This window comes from Streptomyces sp. NPDC058291 (assembly GCF_042880855.1).
Lineage (GTDB): Bacteria > Actinomycetota > Actinomycetes > Streptomycetales > Streptomycetaceae > Streptomyces.
Genome location: NZ_JBHVYK010000002.1, coordinates 53,710 through 74,034 on the forward strand (window position 1 = coordinate 53,710; position 20,325 = coordinate 74,034).

General features: G+C 69.2%; 13 protein-coding genes and 3 pseudogenes. 9 read left to right on the top strand and 7 right to left on the bottom strand.

The window, feature by feature from the left end:
- Positions 1-101 precede the first annotated feature (101 nt).
- Entirely contained in the window at positions 102-944 is an 843-nt protein-coding gene (locus tag ACFVYK_RS01425; RefSeq protein WP_389767504.1) for a helix-turn-helix transcriptional regulator, read from the top strand.
- A gap of 232 nt (positions 945-1,176) precedes the next feature.
- Here the strand turns inward: ACFVYK_RS01425 and ACFVYK_RS01430 are convergent, their stop codons facing one another.
- The gene (locus ACFVYK_RS01430; RefSeq protein ID WP_389767273.1) at positions 1,177-1,326 is read right to left on the bottom strand and encodes a hypothetical protein; all 150 of its coding nucleotides are present in this window, start codon (positions 1,324-1,326) and stop codon (positions 1,177-1,179) included.
- Between the two features lie 441 nt (positions 1,327-1,767).
- Here ACFVYK_RS01430 and ACFVYK_RS01435 point away from each other — a divergent pair.
- Together ACFVYK_RS01435 and ACFVYK_RS01440 are read left to right on the top strand one after the other, a co-directional pair.
- Positions 1,768-2,082, top strand: a pseudogene (locus ACFVYK_RS01435) (PaaI family thioesterase); the annotation flags it as partial.
- Positions 2,083-2,171: 89 nt separating this feature from the next.
- Positions 2,172-2,863: pseudogene (locus tag ACFVYK_RS01440) on the top strand (SDR family oxidoreductase); the annotation flags it as partial.
- 220 nt (positions 2,864-3,083) lie between these two features.
- Here the strand turns inward: ACFVYK_RS01440 and ACFVYK_RS01445 are convergent.
- Entirely contained in the window at positions 3,084-5,195 is a 2,112-nt protein-coding gene (locus tag ACFVYK_RS01445; RefSeq protein ID WP_389767506.1) for a LamG-like jellyroll fold domain-containing protein, read from the bottom strand.
- Between the two features lie 212 nt (positions 5,196-5,407).
- Here ACFVYK_RS01445 and ACFVYK_RS01450 point away from each other — a divergent pair, with 212 nt between their 5' ends.
- Both ACFVYK_RS01450 and ACFVYK_RS01455 read left to right on the top strand, forming a co-directional pair.
- Entirely contained in the window at positions 5,408-5,536 is a 129-nt protein-coding gene (locus tag ACFVYK_RS01450; RefSeq protein ID WP_389767275.1) for a hypothetical protein, read from the top strand.
- Between the two features lie 889 nt (positions 5,537-6,425).
- The gene (locus tag ACFVYK_RS01455; RefSeq protein WP_389767277.1) at positions 6,426-8,987 is read left to right on the top strand and encodes a GH32 C-terminal domain-containing protein; all 2,562 of its coding nucleotides are present in this window, start codon (positions 6,426-6,428) and stop codon (positions 8,985-8,987) included.
- A 698-nt stretch (positions 8,988-9,685) separates the two neighbouring features.
- On the opposite strand, the gene ACFVYK_RS01460 is transcribed toward ACFVYK_RS01455, so the two are convergent.
- Positions 9,686-11,149 (bottom strand): aldehyde dehydrogenase family protein, encoded by a 1,464-nt coding sequence (locus ACFVYK_RS01460; RefSeq protein WP_389767279.1) that lies wholly within the window; start codon positions 11,147-11,149, stop codon positions 9,686-9,688.
- A 138-nt stretch (positions 11,150-11,287) separates the two neighbouring features.
- On the opposite strand from ACFVYK_RS01460, the gene ACFVYK_RS01465 reads away from it, so the two are divergent.
- Both ACFVYK_RS01465 and ACFVYK_RS01470 read left to right on the top strand, forming a co-directional pair.
- Entirely contained in the window at positions 11,288-13,756 is a 2,469-nt protein-coding gene (locus ACFVYK_RS01465; RefSeq protein WP_389767281.1) for a SpoIIE family protein phosphatase, read from the top strand.
- Positions 13,757-14,044: 288 nt separating this feature from the next.
- Positions 14,045-14,409: pseudogene (locus tag ACFVYK_RS01470) on the top strand (PIN domain nuclease).
- Between the two features lie 420 nt (positions 14,410-14,829).
- Here the strand turns inward: ACFVYK_RS01470 and ACFVYK_RS01475 are convergent.
- Entirely contained in the window at positions 14,830-15,516 is a 687-nt protein-coding gene (locus ACFVYK_RS01475; protein ID WP_389767283.1) for a TetR/AcrR family transcriptional regulator, read from the bottom strand.
- A 40-nt stretch (positions 15,517-15,556) separates the two neighbouring features.
- Positions 15,557-16,312 carry an SDR family oxidoreductase gene (locus tag ACFVYK_RS01480; RefSeq protein ID WP_389767284.1) on the bottom strand — a complete coding sequence of 252 codons (756 nt, stop codon included), beginning with the start codon at positions 16,310-16,312 and terminating at the stop codon, positions 15,557-15,559.
- A gap of 616 nt (positions 16,313-16,928) precedes the next feature.
- Here ACFVYK_RS01480 and ACFVYK_RS01485 point away from each other — a divergent pair.
- Positions 16,929-17,774 carry a helix-turn-helix domain-containing protein gene (locus tag ACFVYK_RS01485; protein ID WP_389767286.1) on the top strand — a complete coding sequence of 282 codons (846 nt, stop codon included), beginning with the start codon at positions 16,929-16,931 and terminating at the stop codon, positions 17,772-17,774.
- 28 nt (positions 17,775-17,802) lie between these two features.
- Here ACFVYK_RS01485 and ACFVYK_RS01490 read toward each other — a convergent pair whose 3' ends face one another.
- Positions 17,803-18,165 carry a cyclophilin-like fold protein gene (locus ACFVYK_RS01490; protein ID WP_389767288.1) on the bottom strand — a complete coding sequence of 121 codons (363 nt, stop codon included), beginning with the start codon at positions 18,163-18,165 and terminating at the stop codon, positions 17,803-17,805.
- A gap of 247 nt (positions 18,166-18,412) precedes the next feature.
- Entirely contained in the window at positions 18,413-19,405 is a 993-nt protein-coding gene (locus tag ACFVYK_RS01495; RefSeq protein ID WP_389767290.1) for an aldo/keto reductase, read from the bottom strand.
- A gap of 124 nt (positions 19,406-19,529) precedes the next feature.
- Between ACFVYK_RS01495 and ACFVYK_RS01500 the strand changes: the two genes are divergently transcribed.
- Positions 19,530-20,150 carry a TetR family transcriptional regulator gene (locus ACFVYK_RS01500; RefSeq protein WP_389767292.1) on the top strand — a complete coding sequence of 207 codons (621 nt, stop codon included), beginning with the start codon at positions 19,530-19,532 and terminating at the stop codon, positions 20,148-20,150.
- Positions 20,151-20,325: the final 175 nt, after the last annotated feature.

The window sequence follows — 20,325 nt, forward strand, 5'->3', positions numbered from 1 at the left end:
ACGCGGCATCACGGTCGTTCTCCTTTTCCTGGGTCCGGCAGACCCACCCTCACGGGCCGCGCCGACGGCATACTGGCGCCGTGACCGACTCCTCCCACGCCATGAACGACGATCCCCGACGCGCACTCGCCGAGTTCCTGCGCACCCGCCGAACCCGGCTGCGCCCTCAGGACGTCGGCCTGGAGCCCGGCCCGCGGCGGCGCGTCGCCGGGCTGCGGCGGGAGGAACTGGCCCTGCTGGCAGGGGTGAGCCCGGACTACTACCAGCGCATGGAGCAGGGCCGCGACGTACGTCCCTCCGAACAGGTCCTGGACGCCCTCGCCCGCGCACTCGACTTCTCCGCCGAGGAGACGCGCCACCTGCACGGTCTCGCCGCCGCCGCTCGCACCCCGGCCCGTCCGCCGCGTGCGTACGAACCGGAGACGGTACCGGACACGACGCTACGGCTGTTGCGCGGCACGACCTCGCCCGCTCTGGTCGTCGGCCGTTTCCTGGACGTGCTGGCCTGGAACCCCCTCGGCGCAGCCCTGCTGGGAGAGTCGACCCGGCAGCCGCAGAGGGAGCGGAACCTGCTGGCTCTGTTCCTGCACCCCGAAGCCGACCGGACCTGCCCGAACCGCGCCGCCACCGTCGCCGAGCTGATCGGAATGCTACGGACACAGGTCGCCGCCGATCCGGGACATCCGCGCGCCGTGGAACTGGTCGGTGAACTCGCCGTCCGCAGTGACGAGTTCGCGGCCGTGTGGGCCCTCCACGACGTGGAGGAACCGACTCGTGGCCACATGCGCCTCAACCATCCCCAGGTCGGTGAACTGAACCTGGACTGGGACGCATACCCGATACCGGGCAACCCCGGCCCCGCTCTCATTGTCTGCACCGCCGCCGACGACAGCCCCGACGCCGAACGCCTGCACATCCTCGCAGGCCTGCTGGACGCCCGCTGATTCGGCACGGAACCCGGTCCGCGCGCCGGCCCCTCCCGGCACGCCGATCCCGCACCGCCGACGGGAAGCGGCGGCCGGCCCTGGGCGCCTGTTCCTCGCAGGAGGGAGCCGCGTGTGCCCACCGGCCGGCCCTCTCCAGCCGATTCCGGCGCGAAGGACCCGGCTGGTGCGATCCTATAACGGACGCCCGCCCCTGATGGGCGCAGGGGCGGGCGTCATGTCAGGGTCCGGGTCAGCCGGCCCAGAGGGTCAGGTCGACCGTAGCGCCGCTCTTGACGGTCTTCGGGGCGTGCGGGGACACGCCGACCACCGAGCCCGGCTTGCAGCCCTTGACGACTCCCTTCGTGATGGCGCCGGTCTTCAACTGCGCCTTGAGGAGCACCCGCTGGGCGAACGTCAGGTTCAGGTCCGCGAAGTCGATCGGAACGGTCGTGCCGTCGGGCCAGCATGCGATCGCGCCAGCTCGAAAGGGGCTCTCGAACTCGCCCGCAGCGGATTCCCCTTCCAGCGCACAGGTCCGTCCGCCACCCAGGATGGAGCCCCAGTGGCCGTTATGGCGGGTGGCCCTACGCCGTGCGGAGACAAGTTCTGGTACAGGGAAAAGGGGCCGAGGTGCCGCGCACGGCAGGTTCAACGCGCCGGGGGAGATCTCCGGCCCGACTCAAGGAACTGGCGATCCACTGACCGACCGCCGACGCCGCCGAAGCGTGCCGGCGGCCCCCGCGTGGTCCCGCGCCGTGCAGGAGTGTGTCGATGACGAGTTGACGACAGCCTCTTTCCGGACGGGCTTAAAGCGTCGAGAGCATGACAATTCCACTGCGGCGTCCTCGCAGCCCTCGCCGACGACGCGCTGGGCGCCTCCGTCTACACCCGCCTCCCCGCCGGAACCGGCTACACCACGCAGGGCATCGACGTCACCTTCCTGCGCCCGGTCACCATCGACACCCGCCGCGTCAGCTGCGAGGGCACCGCCCTCAACGTCGACCGACGCACCGCCTACGCGACCGCCGCCGTCACCGACCTCACCGGTCGGCTGCTCGCCCACGCCGCCACCACGTGCCCGATCTTCCCAGCCGACGACCGGCAAACCGCACACACCCGTCAACACGTGGGCCAGGGCACCTCTCAGGCTTCCTGACCTGCGGCTGAACCACGTCCAGGCACGGAACACCACCCCGATCCGATCGGCAATTCCTTCCCCCCGCCCCATGCAAAAAGGGACTTCACATGGACCTCTCCCCCAGCACCGCCTTCGTCACCGGAGCCAACCGGGGCCTCGGCCGCGCCCTCGCCGCAGAACTGCCCAGCCGCGGCGCCTCCGTCTACGCCGGCGCCCGCAACCCTGACCAGGTGGACCTGCCGGGCGTCACGCCGATCGCGCTCGACATCACCGACCCCGCCTCCGTCGCGGCGGCCGCCCGGGCCACGGGTGACGGACCGTTCTGATCAACAATGCCGGCTCATCCACTGGCACCGATCTGCTCGCGGGCGACCTGCACGACATCCGCCTGGAGATGGACACCCACTTCTACGGCACCCTCTCGGTAGTCCGCGGTTTCGCGTCCCAGATAGCGGCCAACGGCGGCGGCGCCGTCCTGAACATCCTGTCCGCCCTGTCCTGGTTCAGCTTCCCGGAGTCCGGCGCCTACTGCGCCGGGAAATCCGTGCAGTGGCCCCTCACCAACTCTCTGCGCCTCCAACTCGCCGACCGGGGCATCCGGGTAGCAGGCCTGCACGTCGCCTACATGGACACCGACATGACTCGGACGGTCACCGCGCCCAAGACCGCCCCCGCACATGTCGCCCGCCTGGCCGCCGACGGCATCGCCGAGGGCACCTACGAGATCCTCGCGGACGACATCAGCCGCCAGGTCCAGTCCGGACTGGCCGGAGGCGTCAGCGCCTTCTACCCCGAACTGCCCTGCCGAGCAGTCGCCCAACGCGCCCCGAATCAGCCGTTGGACACCAACAACCCGGCCTGCGCCAAGCAGTCGTCCCAGCTCGGGAAGGAGTCTCGAACTCGCGCGCAGCGGATTCCCCTTCCAAACGCGCGAAGGCTCCACGCCGACGGTCGGCGGTCGGGGCGGAGCCTCTATGACCAGTGGCTGTATCAGCGATGGTTGCGTCAGGGATCAGGGATCAGCACAGACAGGGATCCGTACCTCGCCCCAGGCCGCGGACATCACTGTCCCTCAGCGCGCCGGAGTAGGCTTGTACCTCGTCCACGTCGCCATGCAGGTACTCGCCCCAGCCGTCATCGGACCTGGCCCGGCCGATCTGGAGGGCACCGGTGCTGTGCCAGCCGTTGGGGAGGCTCGCGGTCGCCTGGGCGTTGGTATAGCCGTCGAGGTAGAGCTTGATCGTGTCGGTGGCGTCGTCGTAGACCACGGCGAGGCGATGGTCTTGGCCCTCGCCTCCGTCCGCGCCCGCGATCTGGGACACCACCTTCTCGGGGGCTCCGGCCTCGTCCTTCTCCGGCACCACCAGTTGCCAGGTGTACGTGGAGGGCTCGTAGCGCACCTTGAAGGCGTCGGTGTGCTCGCCGGCCTGCGAGAGCACGGTCATCGGGTGGGCGGGCTCGGAGTCCGCGAGGCGTACGACGACGCCGAGTGTGAAACTATCCCCGGTGTCCACGACGGGCCCGTCGGCAGCGGCGTACCCGCTCTCGCCGTCCAGCAGCAGATGCCCGTCACCGACGAGTGGCGGCGGCACGTAGGTGCAGTCCGGGTCGAGTTCCGGGATACAGGAACTGTCGGAGCCCCGGTAGATCGAAGCCCCCGCGCCGAGCCGCAGCGGCGCGCCGTCCGACTGCTCGGGGCTCGCACCGTCCGTTGCGTTCTCCAGCGACCAGTGGCCGAGCAACTTCGGTTTGCGGTACGCCAGTTCGGCTACCTCGTCCGGCACCACGACCCGGTCGTGAACCTGTACGTCACCGATGTCCCCGTGCCACTGGTCCCCATAGCCGGCCGCCCCGAGGGCGCGCCCGATCTGAAAGGCGCCGACCGCCTCGGCGGGAGTCGCGTCGGCCGCGGTCCCGGCCTCGTGGCCGTTGACATACAGCCGCGCCTTTCCGGTCTCGGCGTCGTACAGCCCCAGCAGATGGGCCCACTCGCCGGTCTCGGGGGCGCCGCCGGACACCTGTGCGCCGCCGATCGCGAACGACCAGGCGGCCCCGGAGTCCTGGCGGCGCAGCCCGAGGTCGAAGCCGGGCGCCCCGTCGGCGTCCTGGCTGACGACGGTCATGTTCCGGTCGGTTTCGGCGGGCCGTACCCACGCGCTCACCGCGAAGGTCTTACGGATGTCCGTCGCCGAGGCGTCCGGGGTGAGAAAGCCTTGGCCGCTGCCGTCGAGGCCGACCGTGGCGGTGGCCGTGGTGCCTGTGGGTGCCGGGCGGTCGAAAGTCACGCCGGTCCCGGCACGGGCGGCGGTGCCGGTCTCGGCGGCGGCCGAGCGGGAGTCGGCCGGGTCGTCCAGCTTCCAGCGGGCGACGGGAGCACGGCCGGCCTTCACGTTGAAGTCGTAACGCGACTCGCCGCTGCTTCGGCCCGACCGGTCGATCGCGCGGACCGTCAGCGACTTGGGTCCCGCGGCGAGCGGCAGGTACGGAATGGTCACGGCCGCGCCCGGCCGCTCCGCGGAGACGGTGTCGTAAGGGCCGCCCACGAAGCCGTACGTGTACGACACCACGTCGTTGGAGGGCGAGTCCATGGTGAAGTGGCCGTAGACGCCCACTCCGTCCACCCAGAACACGTCCTCCGGGTTGGGGTATTCGGGAGAGGTGATCGTCGCCTTCTCCGGGCTCACGTCGTCGTACACGAACGAGCAGACCGAGCCGTCGCCCTCGTCGCTCCACGCGGAGGTCGCCTTGCCGTCGTTCGCGCGGACATGCCAGGAGACGACGGTGTTCGCCGGGATGTCGGTCGGCATCGTCCAGTAAAGGCGCGACCCCGAGGAAAGTATGATGGTGGTGTAGGTACGCCGCTGTTCCACTCCGGCCGCGTCCGTCCACCAGGCTTCGAACTCGCCACTGACCGGGCTGGATTCCGAGGGCTGGTTGTCCTCCTCCGGGTCGTACAGCACTGCACTGAGCCTGGGCGGCGCCGAAACGTATGGCGTGTCGTCACTGGTCGCGCATGCCTTGCCTCCCGACCGGAGGTCTTGAACAAGCGGCTGATTCGGTGGCAGGTTGCCCACCGCGTAGGCCGTCCCGGCAGCCGTGGCCAGCAGCGCCGCCGCACAGCTCCCCACCACCGTCCGTCTGCGTCTGCCCGTCCTTGTGAATCTGGTCAAGTGGCCCTCCCCTGTGAGCGTTTGACGCTCGTGGATCACACGAGCGTCAAAAGCTAACAGAGGCCACTGACAGCACCGAAAGGGTTTCCTGGCTGACCTGTTCCAGAACTTCGGCGTCGTCGAAGCAGAACAACCAACAAAGCCGGGAAGGCTCGGCAGGGGCACGGAAGTGCGTGCCGTTCGTGTTCGGCCCGGACCGCCAGGCCGTGATCCTGGTCGGCGGTGACAAGGCGGGCACCTGGTCCGGCTGGCATCGCGGCGCGGTGCCCCAGGCGGAGCAGGCGTATGCGAAGCATCTTTGAAGCGAGGTGGAGCATCATTGGAAGGGGAATCCGCTGCGCGAAGGTTCTATCCCCTTTGTTCGAGCTGGGCGGAGGTGGGCTGCTGCGGTTGTGGGCGCGCTCTCAACGGCACTCAGGGGCCGTCGAGGGGCCACAAGGACAGGCACGGGTCGACAAGGACCACACGGGACTGACCCTGATACGCCTGACCTGGGAAAACGTCAAAGATGAGCATGGATCGGCAAGGGCCGCCAAGATCCTCAAAGGACTCATGATCCGTCGGCCGTGGGTTCGAGTCCCACCCGCCCCCTGCGCAGGCTTCTGACCTGCGGAAACGTTCTTTTTTGGGTGCCGGGGCGTCAACTTTGCCTGGACGGACTGGATCCGCTGCTCGTGGGTTCACCGTGCGGTTGTCGCCGATCCTTCGGACCGGTCTGACCTGCGAAGATGCGATGCCGCCGCAGTCAGGCGAGTGCTGAACATCCCGGTGTGAGCCGTTGGACGTCGAATCCGGGACGCTCGCAGGATGCAGGGAAACGGTGTCGCTGTTCCGATGCGTGTCGTCAACACCTGGTCGCGGAAGCCTCTCGGTTAGACGCTCGGGTCGCGGCCCTGACCTGCTCGGTCGCCGGTCCCCACCTGCCGTGGCGGAAGCAGTTGGCACAGCTCGCCAGTCGGCAGTGGCGCTTGACGGGCAGGCAGGACGTGGCGGGCGGTTCCGCCCGAACCGTTGACGCCTTGGGCAGCTTCAGCCCATCATCGGGCCACTCGATGTCATCGATGACACAAGTCAACGATGACATCCCGGCTCGGCGCCGTGGACGACGGCGCCGCCCGGGCATCACTTTTGGTCGGCCCACGCCAGAGCCGCAGGCTCCGGGCCGTGGACGGCCGCGACACAGGAGACACCATGAGCTCTGGACGTGTGTCCCGGCATGCCCGTATACGCATGATCGCGGCGGTGGCAACCGTCTGCGCACTGTCCGCAGCCCCACTGGCGCCCCAAGCCGTAGCCGCCGACATTCCGCCGCACTCCGAGACCTATCGGCCCCAGTTCCACTTCACCCCGGAGAAGAACTGGATGAACGACCCCAACGGCCTCGTGTATGACAAGGGTGAATACCACCTCTTCTACCAGTACAACCCGAACGGGAACTCCTGGGGCGACATGTCCTGGGGGCACGCGGTGAGCAAGGACCTCGTGCACTGGAAGGAGCTGCCGCTCGCCCTGTCGCATGACGACGAGGAGATGGTGTTCTCCGGCAGCGCGGTCGTCGACCGGGACAACACCACCGGCTTCGGCACGAAGAAGGACCCGGCCATGGTGGCGATCTACACGAGCTACGCCAAGGACACGGGCATCCAGGCCCAGTCGCTCGCCTACAGCACCGACCGCGGCCGGACCTGGACCAAGTACCAGGGCAACCCCGTCCTCGACCTCGGCTCCAGGGAGTTCCGCGACCCCAAGGTCCAGTGGTACGCGCCGACCAAGAGCTGGCTGATGACGGTGTCGCTGTCCACTGAGCGCAAGGTGCGGTTCTACTCGTCGAAGAACCTCAAGGACTGGGAGCTGCAGAGCGAGTTCGGGCCGGCCGGCGCGACGGGCGGGGTGTGGGAGTGCCCGGACCTGTTCCCCCTCGCGGTCGACGGGGACGAGAACAACATCAAGTGGGTCCTGGTCGTCAACATCAACCCCGGTGGTATCGCGGGTGGTTCGGCTGCCCAGTACTTCGTCGGCGACTTCGACGGCAGAAAGTTCACCGCCGAGGACAAGGGCACCTACACCCCGCCCACCGGCACGGTGGTCCAGGACTTCGAGAACGCCGACTTCGGTACGTGGACGACGACCGGCACCGCCTTCGGCGACGGACCGGCGGCCGGGGCGGTGGCCGGGCAAGGGACCGTCGACGGCTTCGACGGCAAGGGTCTCGCCAACAGCTTCCACTCGGGCGACGGCACCACCGGCACCCTCACCTCAACCGAATTCACGGTCGACAGCTCCTACCTGAACTTCAAGGTCGGCGGCGGACGCCACCCGCACGAGCCCGGAACCGTCATGGAACAGGGCCCGCCGCCTGCGGGGACGGTCCTCGCCGACTTCGAGGGTGGCGGCTACGGCGACTGGACGACGACCGGAGACGCCTTCGGCTCGGCGCCGGCCACCGGCACCCTCGGCAACCAGCAGGAAGTCTCCGGATTCCTGGGCGACGGCCTGGTCAACAGCTACCTGAACGGCGACACCACCACCGGCACCCTCACCTCGCCCGAGTTCACCGTCGACAAGAAGCACATCAACTTCCTCATCGGCGGCGGCAACCACCCCACCGGCTACGCCAACCCCACCGCCATGGAACTCGTCGTCGACGGCGAAGTGGTGCGAAGCGCCACCGGAAAGGACGGCGAGGCTCTCGACTGGGCTTCCTGGGACGTCGGCGATCTCGCCGGCAAGCAGGCGCAGATCAGGATCGTCGACGACAACACCGGCGGCTGGGGCCACCTCAACGTCGACCACATCATGCTCTCCGACACCAAGGCCCAGCCCGTCTCCCAGGAGACGTCCGTCAACCTCATCGTCGACGGCCAGGTCGTCCGCAGCGCCACCGGCGCCAACAGCGAGACCCTGGACTGGGTCTCCTTCGACCTGCGCCCATACGCAGGCAAGAAGGCGAAGATCCAGATCGTCGACATGAACAACGCCGGCTGGGGCCACATCCTGGCCGACCGGTTCACCGAAGCCGACACCGCCGCCAAGTCCGTCGTGCAGCGAGCCGACTGGGCCGACTACGGCAAGGACTACTACGCGGCCGTGTCCTGGGAGAACGCACCGAACGGCAAGCGGTACATGGTCGGCTGGATGAACAACTGGGACTACAGCGGTACCGTCCCCACCTCCCCCTGGCGCGGCGCGCAGAGCGTCCCCCGGGAGATGTCCCTGCGCACGGTCGACGGCCGGATCCGTCTGATCAACAAGCCGGTCGACGGCCTGGAGTCCCTGAGGCAGCCGCACGCGGTGTCCGTGTCCGGCGTCACCGTCAAGGACACCTCCAAGCCCCTGATCGGCCCTGCGGCCAAGGGCAGAGCCCTCGACATCCAAGCGACGTTCTCCCTCGAGGACGCCGACCGCTTCGGCCTCAAGGTCCGCACGGGCGCGAACGGCGAGGAGACCGTCATCGGCTACGACGCCACGACCCAGGAGCTGTACGTCGACCGCACCCGCTCCGGCGCCGTGGACTTCAACAGCACCTTCCCCGGCGTCCAGACAGCGCCGCTGAAGGCCGAGAACGGCAAGATCAAGCTCCGGATTCTGGTCGACTGGTCGTCCGTCGAGGTCTTCGGCGGCAGCGGCGAAGCCGTGATCACCGACCAGATCTTCCCCGACCCCGCCAGCCAGGGCGTGCAGGTCTTCGCCGAGAACGGCACCGTGAAGCTGGACAAGGCAGTCGTCTGGCACCTCGACTGCGCCCACGACTGATCCCACGGTCGGCGCTCGGCCCAGGGCCCGTCCCGCATCGACCGGGGCGGGCCCGCGTCACGCCACGGCTTCCGCCGAGGCAGTGCCACGCGAGGACCAGCATCCCGCTGAGCGACGTCTTGCGGTCACCGGCGAGGACAGCGGTACAGGCGGTCAGTGGCGATCTACGTCCTCACAGCGTCCCCAATTTCGCCTTCGGCTTCTGGTTCAGGCTGTTGCTCGGCTCGAAACTGACCCGCTTGCGCAGGTCAGATCATTGGGACCACTGCACATGGGGGCGTCGCTGCACTCGCGAGCAGCGGATGCAGTCCGTTCGGGCAGAGTTGACGCCCCGGCACCCAAAAAAGAACGTTTCCGCAGGTCACAAGCCTGCGAAGGTGGGGCGGGTGGGACTCGAACCCACGGTCGACGGATTATGAGTCCTTTGAGGATCTTGGCGGCCCTTGCCGATCCATGCTCATCCATGACGTTTCTGCTGCCCAGAAGGGGTGAACAGCGTCGGCCCTTGTCCGTCCTTGTCGGTCTGTTCCCATCCTTGCGTCCCGACAGCGCCCCGTACAGCCAGAAACACCCGGGCCGCTGGCGCTCGCGGCCCTCGCTCGTGGTCCGCCGGGATGGCCGCCCCTCGAACTGATCCGCAGTTCCTGGCAAATGCCCGGGCCGCAAGTCGCCCTGCGGGTGGTCAATCGTTACCGCGATCACGCGGAACGTCGGACCGTCATCCAGCGCCATTGGGTGAACTGCTCCAGGTTGGCAGTGCCACCGATACGGGAGCCGTTGCCCGATGCTCCCATCCCGCCGAAAGGGGCGTTCGCGGCGTCCTTGGCGGACACGTCGTTGAGATGCACCATGCCGGTGCGCAACTGCTCGGCGATGACCGCGGCCCGCGACGCCGAACGGGAGTGCACAGCCGCCGTCAGGCCGTATTCGGTGTCGTTGGCGATCTCGACGGCCTCCTGGTCGGTACGGAACGCGACGACGGGGGCGACAGGCCCGAAGATCTCCTCGGTGAAGGCGGGCATGGTCCGCTCGACGTGGTCCAGCACGGTGGGCGGATAGAACAGCCCGTCGCGGCGTCCGCCCGTCAGCACCCGTGCACCGGCGGCCACGCTCTCGTCCACGATGCGTTCGATCCTCGCGGCCTGGCGCTCGCTGATCACGGGACCGAGGGCCACACCCTCCTCGCGGGGGTCGCCGACCCGCAGTTCCTTGGCCTGCCTGATCAGTGCCTCGGTGTAGGGCTCCACGAAGTCGGTGTGCACCAGATGACGTCCGGCGGCGACGCAGGCCTGCCCCTGATAGGCGAAGGAACTCATCGCCCCGGCTGCCGCGGCGGAGTCGATGTCCGCGTCGTCGAGCACGACGATCGAGTTCTTGCCGCCCAGTTCCAGGGCCACCCGCTTGAGCCCGTCGGCCGCGGCGCGGGCGACCGCCCGTCCCGCCTCGGTGGAGCCGGTGAACACGACCATGGCGACGTGGGGATCAGCCACGACCGCCTCACCGGTGCTGGGGCCTCCGGGCAGGACATGGAGCAACCCCTCGGGCAGTCCGGCCTCCTCGAACAGCCGCGCCACGACGACACCGCCGGACACCGGTGTGTGGGGATCGGGCTTGAGCAGGACGGCGTTGCCCAGCACGAGCGCGGGCGCCAGGGCCCGCATGGCGAACAGCAGGGGGGCGTTCCAGGGGTTGATGACGCCGACCACCCCCAGCGGTATCCGCCATGCGTGACTGGTCTGGCCAGGCGCCGACGGGCTCAGGATCTCGCCGCGGGGCAGCGACGCGAGTCCGGCGGCCTGCGCCAGCTGACTGAGTCCGGCCGCGATCTCGTAGTCGCCCTTCGCCGGGACGCCTGCGGACTCCCTGACGATCCACTCGCGTATCGCACCGCTGTTGTCGCGCAGTGCCCGGGCGGCGCGGAGCAGGACCTCGGCACGCTGCTGGGGTGCCGTCTCGGCCCAGGCCCGCTGAGCTCGGGCGGCCAAAGCCCCAGCCCGGGCGACATCCGCGGGCACTGCCACACCCACCTCCGCCAGCCGCTCTCCCGTGGCGGGTTCGTTCACCGGCCGGACCCCGCCCTCGGACTGCCGCCACCCGCCGCTGTAGATCTTCCCGGTCCATTCGGCCCCGTCCGGCCACGTCGCCTCGCCGGTGGAAGTCATGGCACGACCCTCCAGCCCCGATACATTGGTATGTCTTTTGTGCTCATGGCCTTATTGAGCATATATGTCCAACCACTCCCCATCGGTTGCTCGTGTGGCCGGCCGGGACACACAGTGGAAAGACCGAGGTGAGGGCGGATGAACGCGATGACGGGTTCTGGCACCGCCGGCGACGACCGGGCGGCATGGCGGCCCGACGACCCCATCGACGAGTCGGCCACGGCCAGAGCCCGCATGGCTCCGAACGGCATCGTGACCGGGTGGAGCGAGGGAGCACGGCGGCTGCTCGGATACCGGTCCGCGGAGGTCATCGGCCGGCCCGCCGCATCGTTGCTCCCCGGGGAGCCGCCCGCCGAGACGCTGCTCTCTTTGAAGACGCTGCCGCGGTGGAACGGGACGGCCACTCTCCTGCACCGGGACGGCCACCGCCTCGCAGTGAACCTGCTGGCCCACCGCCGGGCGCCCGACTGCGAGGACAAGGGGGGCGGCGAGTGGCTCCTGGTCTCCCCCCTGGCCCGGCCGTCGTCGCCGCTCCCGGACGACGCGCTGGTGATGTGGGCGTTCGCCCGATCCCCGTTCACCACGGCGCTCTACGACACCGGCCTGCGGCTGCGGCGGGCGAACGACGACATGGAGCGGGTGATCGGCCTGCCCGAAGCGGCGATGCAGGGGCTGCGTGTATCGGAGATCGTGGTCGATCCGGAGAGCGACCGGACGGAACAGTGCATGCGGCGGGCCCTGGAGACCGGCGAACAGCAGCATCTGCAGCAGTCCCTGCGCCTTGCGGGCCAGGAGGGCGAGAGCGTCTGGACGACTTTGCTCACCCCTGTGCGGGACGCCGAGGGGACCATACGGGGAGTGCTCCTTTCCGCACACGACGTGACCGAGGAGCACCTGGCCCGAGGGCGCCTGGCCCTGCTCAACGAGGCCAGCATCCGCATCGGCAGCACCCTGGACCTCGCCCGGACCGCACAGGAACTCGCCGATGTGGCCATCCCGCACCTCGCGGACTTCGTCACCGTCGACCTGCTTCCCGCCATCGAGGGCGGCGACGACCCGGGCGCCGGCTCGCCGCCCAGCCCCGTCATGCTGCGTCGTGTCGCCTACCAGTCCGTCCTGGAGGGCTGCCCCGAGGTCGTGGTGAGCCGCGGAACGGTGGCCGCCTACCCGGACGAGTCGACCGCGGCCAGGTGCCTGACCAGCGGCCGGCCGCTGATCGAGAACGTGACCGCCCCCGTGATCGACCAGGTGGCGAGGCAGGCCCCGGACCGGGCCGAGCAGATGCGACGCTTCGGCTTCCACTCGGTGCTGGCCGTGCCGATGCGCGCCCGCGGCATCACCCTCGGAGTGGCGACGTTTTCCCGCCACCGGCGCCCGGAACCCTTCGAGCGGGACGACCTGCTGCTGGGCGAGGAGATCACCGCCAGGGCCGCCGTCTGCATCGACAACGCCCGCCGCTACAGCCGCGAGCGCCTCACCTCCCTCACCCTGCAAAGCAGTCTCCTGCCGCAGCGGCTGCCCCCGCAGGCCGCCGTCGACGTCGCCTCCCGCTACCTCCCCGCCAGCACGCAGGCCGGCGTCGGTGGCGACTTTTTCGACGTGATCCCGTTGTCCGGCGCCCGGGTCGCGCTCGTCGTCGGCGACGTCGTCGGCCATGGCATCCAGGCCTCGGCCGCCATGGGACGACTGCGTACCGCCGTGCGCACCCTTGCCGACGTCGACCTCCCGCCCGACGAACTGCTGACCCACCTGGACGACATGGTCATCCGCATGTCCGCCGAGGGCGAAGGCGCGGCCGACACCGTCGGCGACATCGGCGCGACCTGCCTGTACGCCGTCTACGACCCGGTCTCCCGGCGCTGCACACTGGCTCGCGCGGGCCACCCCGTGCCCGCGCTGGTGACCCCGGACGGCGCCGTGGAATTCCCCGACATCCCTGCCGGCCCGCCGCTGGGGCTGGGCGGCCTGCCCTTCGAAGTCGCCGAGATCGAGCTGCCCGAAGGCAGCCTCCTCGCGCTGTTCACCGACGGCCTCGTCGAGGCCCGTGGCCGCGACATCGACGAGGGCCTCGACGTGCTGCGCAAGGTGCTGGCCCGGCCGGCTCAGTCCTTGGAGAGCACCTGCGACACCGTGCTCCAGGCGCTTCTCCCGGACCACCCCACCGATGACGTGGCGCTGCTGCTGGCCCGCACCCGCGCCTTGGACGCGGCCCATGTCGCCACCTGGGACGTGCCGCCCGATCCCTCAGCGGTCGCCGAGGCCCGTAAGAAGACCACCCGGCAGCTGGACGCCTGGGGCCTGGACGAGGCCGCCTTCGTCACCGAACTGGTTGTCAGCGAGCTCGTCACCAACGCCATCCGCTACGGCGGCGCCCCCATCCAGCTCCGGCTCATCCTCGACCGCAACCTCATCTGCGAGGTCTCCGACGCCAGCAACACCGCCCCCCACCTGCGCCGCGCCCGCACCTTCGACGAGGGCGGCCGCGGCCTGCTCCTCGTCGCCCAGCTCACCCAGGGCTGGGGCACCCGCCAGACGTACACGGGCAAGACGATCTGGGCCGAACAGGCCCTCTCCCCGGGTTCCTCACCGTCGACCAGGACGGACTGATCGGTACGGCAGTCCTGCTGCCGTGATGGCGCGGCCGGGTGGAGCCGGTGATGACGCCACGCCCATTCCCTGGGCTTAAAGGCGGTCGCCGGAACAGTTCCCACCCGTAGCGGCGAGCACACTGACGGCACCGCCGTCGACATCCGGATCACCATGCCCAAAGTGACGACCTCCCGCCTCACCTGGAAGTTCGAACGCTGAAAGGAGCCCACCGGGAAGCCCTTGGCGCACACCCCTCTTCTGACGCCTCACTGCAAGGCCACAGATCCGGGAAACAGACCACCCTCCCTGCTCCGCCAGACCACAACCGAGTGGGACGACAGGATCGGCGCCGGCCTCGTCGCGATCTGCGACATCACGGAACTCGAGGTCCTCCACTCCGCCCGCTCAACCGCGGACCGCGCGCGACTGAAGGCTGCACTCGACGCCCACACGCGTGGTGCCCCATGCCTGACGGCATCTACCGCCGCTCCCGCGTCGTCCAGGAACAACTGACCACCAAAGGGGAACACCGCAGTGCGGGCCCCGTTGATCTCCTGGTGGCCGCCGCCGCGGAAGAAGCAGGCCTCACCCTGCTCCACTTCGACCGCGACTTCGAAACCATTGCTCGCACGACGGGGCAGCCGGTCCGCATGATCGATCTCAGGCAGTAGAGTCCGCGCGGCTGCACGGACGGGCGTCAAGCCTCTCGCCGACCGCCCACCCGGGGCGGTATCACGGCGATTCCCCCATAGCCGGACGGCCCTCTTTCCGCGCCCTCGCACCCGCCCCGCGCACTGAGTCGCCTCGCCTGCACCCAGTCCGGGGCATGGCACGCGCGGATGAACTGCCGTACTCACCCGCCGTACTCCGTCGATCACTTGTCGGTGGTCGCGCCACCGAGCGCAACGCCGGGGTCGCACGTCAGGAGTCCCGGCAGGCCATGGCCCTGGCTCAGCTGTCGACCGCTGTTGGTTACTGGTAGGACCGGTCGCGCTCGCCGGCATTCGTTGTCGATCGAGTCACCCATACGTGCACCTGGCCCGGAGGGCGACGTATCGGGGTCCTTGCCACATGAGCTGGTGGTCCAGGTTTCAGGATCCGGTGCGATAGCGGGTGAGCATGAGGGCGACGGCTTCGTCCACGATCGCGGGGTCGGTGGGGTCGGGCGGGACGAAGTCGGTCCGTACGAGTTGAGGCCACAGCAACTGGGCGCAGATCATGCCGAGGAACTGTTCGGCCACTGCGGATGCCGGCTGCGCCTGCCCGTCGGCCGAACGGAAGTCGAGTGTGCCGGCCTGTGCTTCGGTTTCCAGGTAGTCGCGGAGCCGGTCGAAGAACGGTCCGCGGTCGATGGCGAAGCCGGTGCCGACGATGTCGGCGAGTTCCGGCATCTGGGGAAGTTCGGTGATGATCAGGCGGCACAGCGCGGCCGTGCCGGGCCGCGCGACCAGGCAGGCGTAGTCACGGCCGATATGGTCCAGGCCATACCGGGGATCACCGGGCGGCGGCGGTGCGGCGTACTCCACGTCCAGCTGCCATTGCTCGGAGGTGACGGCAGCGAACAGTGCGGCCTTGGTGGGGTACCGCTTGAAAAGGGTGCCTGTGGAGACGCGGGCCTGCTTGGCGATCTGGGCGAGGGAGGTCTTGTCGTATCCCCGGGCGAGGAAGAGGTCGCGGGCCGCGCGGATGATGCGCGCGCGGTTCTCCTCTTTGATCTGGGCGTGATACCCGGCCTGGCACCTGTCGCCACCGGTTGCCGCTCGGTCCTCCACCGACATGCCCACGCCCCTCGCCCGTTTCCCGGCCGCGTCCCCGCCCTCAGAGGACGGTCTGGCCGCCGTCCAGGATAAGGTCCTGGCCCACAGCGAAGGCGGAGGCGTCGGAGGCCAGGTACACGACCGCTTCCGCGACCTCCTCGGGCAGACCCATGCGACCGAGCGGGATGCCGGCGCTGATCCCCTCCAGCACCGCCGCCCGCTGCGCGGGGTCCTCGATCCCGAGCTTGGAGTAGAGCGGGGTGTCCACCGGGCCGGGGCTGACCGCGTTGAACCGGATGCCGTGCGACTTGAGCAGGTCCGCGTTCCACGACCGCATCAGGGAGGAGACAGCCGCCTTCGTCGCGGCGTAGGCGTTCGAGTGCCCGTAGCCGCCGTGCGCGCTGTTGGACGCGTTGAGGATGACCGAGGACGGGTTGGCCAGCACGGGCACCAGGGCCTGCGTGAGGAAGAAGACGCTCTTGACGTTGATGTCGAAGAGCCGGTCGAAACTGTCCTCCGTGTGGTCCTCGAACGGCCGCCAGTCCGAGACGCCGGCGTTCAGGAACGCCACGTCCAGTTCCCCGAAGTGCTCACGCACCCGCTTCGCCAGGCCGCGCTGCGCATCGAGATCGCGCGCGTCGGCCTGCACCACCGGCACCTTCTCCCCGAGGATCTGCCGCGCCCTGTCGATGCTGGCCGGGGTGACGCCCGTGACCAGCACGTCGGCTCCCTCCGCGACAAAACGCTGCGCGGTCTCCAGGCCGATCCCGCTCGTGCCGCCGGTGACGAGGGCACGCTTGCCCGCAAGACGAGTCATGTTCATTGTTCCTTGCCGAGTCGAGAGGTAAGTCGATGGACTCACCATGTGAAGATAACCCTCGCGTCACGCATAAGGCAAGTCGATCCACTTACCATCGACGCCTGGAGCCGATCGGTTCGGTTACGGACGGGTCGCGCCGGAGCAGGCGGCCGACATCGGTCCGCATCCACCTGGGGCAAGGAGTGCCCTGGGGTCCGGTTCCCGCCCGGAGAACCCGTCGGCCAGCTGCCGCCGGTCTGGCAGGGGCCTCTTCCGACAGAGTCGGAAAACAGCACCCATCACCTCCCCCATGACGATCAGGGCGCGGCGGGCGTCGTCGTCCAGGGGCAGATGGCGGCCGGTGAGCTGCTCGGCGCGGTGGAGGAGCGTGGACAGCGCGGCTTCGTCGAGGCGTTTGGCTGCGGCATCGCAGAAGGCGCGGAGCGCGCCGCGCGGGCGCGTCGGCACGTCGGCATGTCCCATCCTTCCGCCGCAGCCGACCCGAAGGGCGGTAGGCTGCGGACACGTGATGGTCAACAAGCGACACCCCGACCCGAGCGGAAGCACGGCCGGACCAGCTGCGGTTCCGCTGTACGGTTTCCAGCCCCCGGTCGGTACTCCCTACGGCCTTGAGGTGAGCACCGTCGAGGACTTCTTCGCCCAGCACGACGACTGGCCGTGGAACCCGCCCCGTCCAGGCCGTGCCACCTTCCACTACCTCATCGCGGTCACCGAGGGTGAGCTGCTCCACGACGTCGATCACGTCACGCGGACAGTCGCCGCCGGCCAGTGGCTGTGGGTGCGTCCGGGGCATGCGCAGTGCTGGCATCCGCCCGGCGCGGCCCGCGGCCCGTTCATCCTGTTCGAACCGGATGTACTGCGGCCCGAGCTCGCCCGTCTTCTGGCCCCGCTCACTGCGCACGAGGCCCCTGCCGTGCTCAGCCCGCGTCCCGACGACACCGCCTGGCTCCAGCAGACGGCACTCCAGCTCCTGGACGAACACCGCGCACTGGGGCGCCGCCCCCTCGACATCCACCACGCCCTGCGGCGCAGCCTGCTCGAATCACTGCTGCTGCGCCTGGCCGACTCCCCGGGCATCGCCCCCATCGGCACGGCCACGGCCCACGCGGGCCGCGCCGACCGGTACCGGCGCTTCCTGGACGCCTTGGAGCTGCACTTCCGCGAACTCCACCAAGCCGCAGACTACGCCGAGTTGCTCGGCTGCTCGGTCCGCACCCTGAGCCGCGCCGCCCAAGACGCCACCGGCAAGGGAGTACGTGAACTCATCGACGAGCGGCGCCTCCTCGAAGCCCGGCGCCTGCTGAGAGGCGCCCAATGGGATGCCCGGACCGTGGCCGTGCACCTCGGCTTCACCGATCCCGCGAACTTCGGCCGCTTCTTCCGCGACCGCACCGGCCTCACCCCGTCCGCCTTCGCGGCCGGCGAATCCCCGATTCTCCCCCCTCGCTCCCTTGGTTGACGAGATCTCGGTGGTTTCCGGCTGGGTCTCAGCCGATGGCCTCGATGGCGACGTCGACCGCGGCGTCGTACTTCTTGAGGGCATCGGCCCCCAAGTGGTCGATTTTCCCGAGGGTCACGATGCCGGGGTCGGGGATGGACTCGCCGTCGTGGTCATAGAAGACGGCGATGTCGGGACCAGGTGACCAGTAGGCGATGTCGCCGATCTCGTAGCTGAACCGCGGCTCGCCTCCCACGGCGAGAGACCGGGACAGGTGACCGTACTTCTCGCGCTTGAACAGGTCATCCATCCGCGGAGTCAGCGGAAGCAGCGAGGCGAAGTCGCGTGCCGTCGCGTTGTCGTCGAGGGTTGCGTTGAGGACGGTCGCTCCGGCGGTCAGTCGGATTCTCATAGGGGTTCCGCTCTTCGGGGTGCAGTTGCAGTAATCGTCAGGCCGACTCGGACGCCGCGTTCATCGGGTACGAGCTTCACTTCGGCACGGACCGCGTGAAGGCAACTTCGACGCCATCGCGATGGCAAGTCGGTTGACTTACCACTCTCGGCCGCCGGGCCGGTTGGCGATGATGACCCGCACGTCACCTGTGCGGCGTCACCGGCTGCTGTCGACTGGCCCCGTGCGGGCCGCGTGGAGGGGCGGTTCAGTCGGTGGTGAAGCTGGACAGCATCGCGGCCGGGAGGCGGCTGCCTGCCGAGCCGTGGGGAAGGATCTCGGCGATGCGGGCCAGATCGGCGGCGGAGAGCTGGACGTCGGTGGCGCCGGCGTTCTCCTCGAGGCGCTTGGTGCTGCGGGTGCCGGGAATGGGCGCGACGTCCTCGCCCTGGGCGAGCAGCCAGGCCAGCGCGAGCTGGGCGACGGTGATACCCGCGGTGTCGGCCAGGTCCTTGAGCTGCTCGGTGGCGTGCAGGTTGTACGTGTAGTTCTCGCCCTGCCAACGCTCGTCCCAGCTGCGCATGTCGTCCGCGGGGTATTCGCCGGCGGGCTTGACCTGGCCGGTGAGGAAGCCGCGACCGAGCGGGGAGTAGGGCACCAGGCCGACGCCGAGTTCCCGCAGAACGGGAAGGATCTTCTCCTCGACCTCCCGCTCGAAGAGCGAGTACTCGTACTGGAGCACGGAGACCGGGGTGACGGCGTGGGCGCGGCGGATGTACTGGGGGCCGACGTTGCTCAGGCCGAAGTACTTCACCTTGCCTTCGGTGATCAGTTCGCCGACCACGCCGGCGACCTCCTCGACCGGAACGTCGGGGTCGGAGATGTGCTGGTAGAAGAGGTCGATGTGGTCGCTCTGCAGGTAGCGCAGGCTGTTCTCGGCGACCTTGCGGATGTTTTCCGGGCGGCTGTCGAAGGCGGGGCTGATCGCCGGGGCGGTCATGTCGAAGCCGAACTTGGTGGCGAGGACCACCTCGTCACGGAAGTCTTTGACCGCCTTGCCCAGGAGGATCTCGTTGCTGCCGGTGCCGGCGCCGTACAACTCGGCGGTGTCGAAGAAGTCGATCCCGAGTTCGTGGGCGCGGCGAATGGTCGCGAGGCCCTCGTCGTCGTTCGAGGCGCCGTAGGCCATGGACATGCCCATGGTCCCCAGGCCGAGCGCCGAGACGCGCAGGCCCTGAGAGCCCAGATTGCGGTGCTGCATGAGTTCACTCCCTCAGTGGTTCGCCGGCTTCACCCGCAGAGGCCAAACCGAACTGTTCCGTTTGACCCTACGCGCCGATCAGCCGGATCCCAAACCAAACGGTTCGGTGCTCTATCCTGGGCCCATGTCCCAGTCCCGCGACTCCGGCCAGACCGCAGCTCCCGCCGCCGCCGGCGACACCACGCGCGAGCGCATCCTTGCCGCTGCCATGGAGGAGTTCGCCCGCCACGGCATCGCCGGCGCCCGCGTGGACCGCATCGCCAAGCTCGCCAAGACCAGCAAAGAACGCGTCTACGCCTACTTCCGCAGCAAAGACGCGCTCTATGCCGCTGTCGCTGCACGGGAGTATGTCGTCATCGCCGAGGCCACCCAGATAGACCCGACCGACCTCCCTGGCTACGCGGGCCGCCTGTTCGACTACTTCGTCGACCGTCCGGACCACCACCGCCTGATCACCTGGGGCCGCCTCGAACTGCCGGGCACCGCTACCGGTGCCGACGATCCCACCCAGGCAGCGATCACCCGCAAAATCGACCTGCTCCGCCAGGTGCAGCAGGCCGGACAGCTCGATCCCGCCTGGGACCCGGCCGACGTCCTCGCCCTGGTCAACCAGATCGCCACGACCTGGGCGTCACAACCCGAACTCAGCGAGGCCGCCGCCGCACACGCCGTGGACCCCACCACCGCCGCCCGCCGCGCCGCGGTGGTGACCGCTGTCGAGCGGCTTTTCCCTCGAGCACGCTGAGGTCGCCCAGGCCGGCGGCAGCCTGCTCGATGACCGAAACGGTGCCGGCCGCCGTCGCCGCTGCCCATGGGCGCATCCTGCTGACGAACAGAGCTCCTGGCCAGGGGAACAGGTGCCTGGTGGGGGAGGCACGGGCCGCCCCTTGCATCTCACGCGGTGTCAGGCTCTCGTGCTC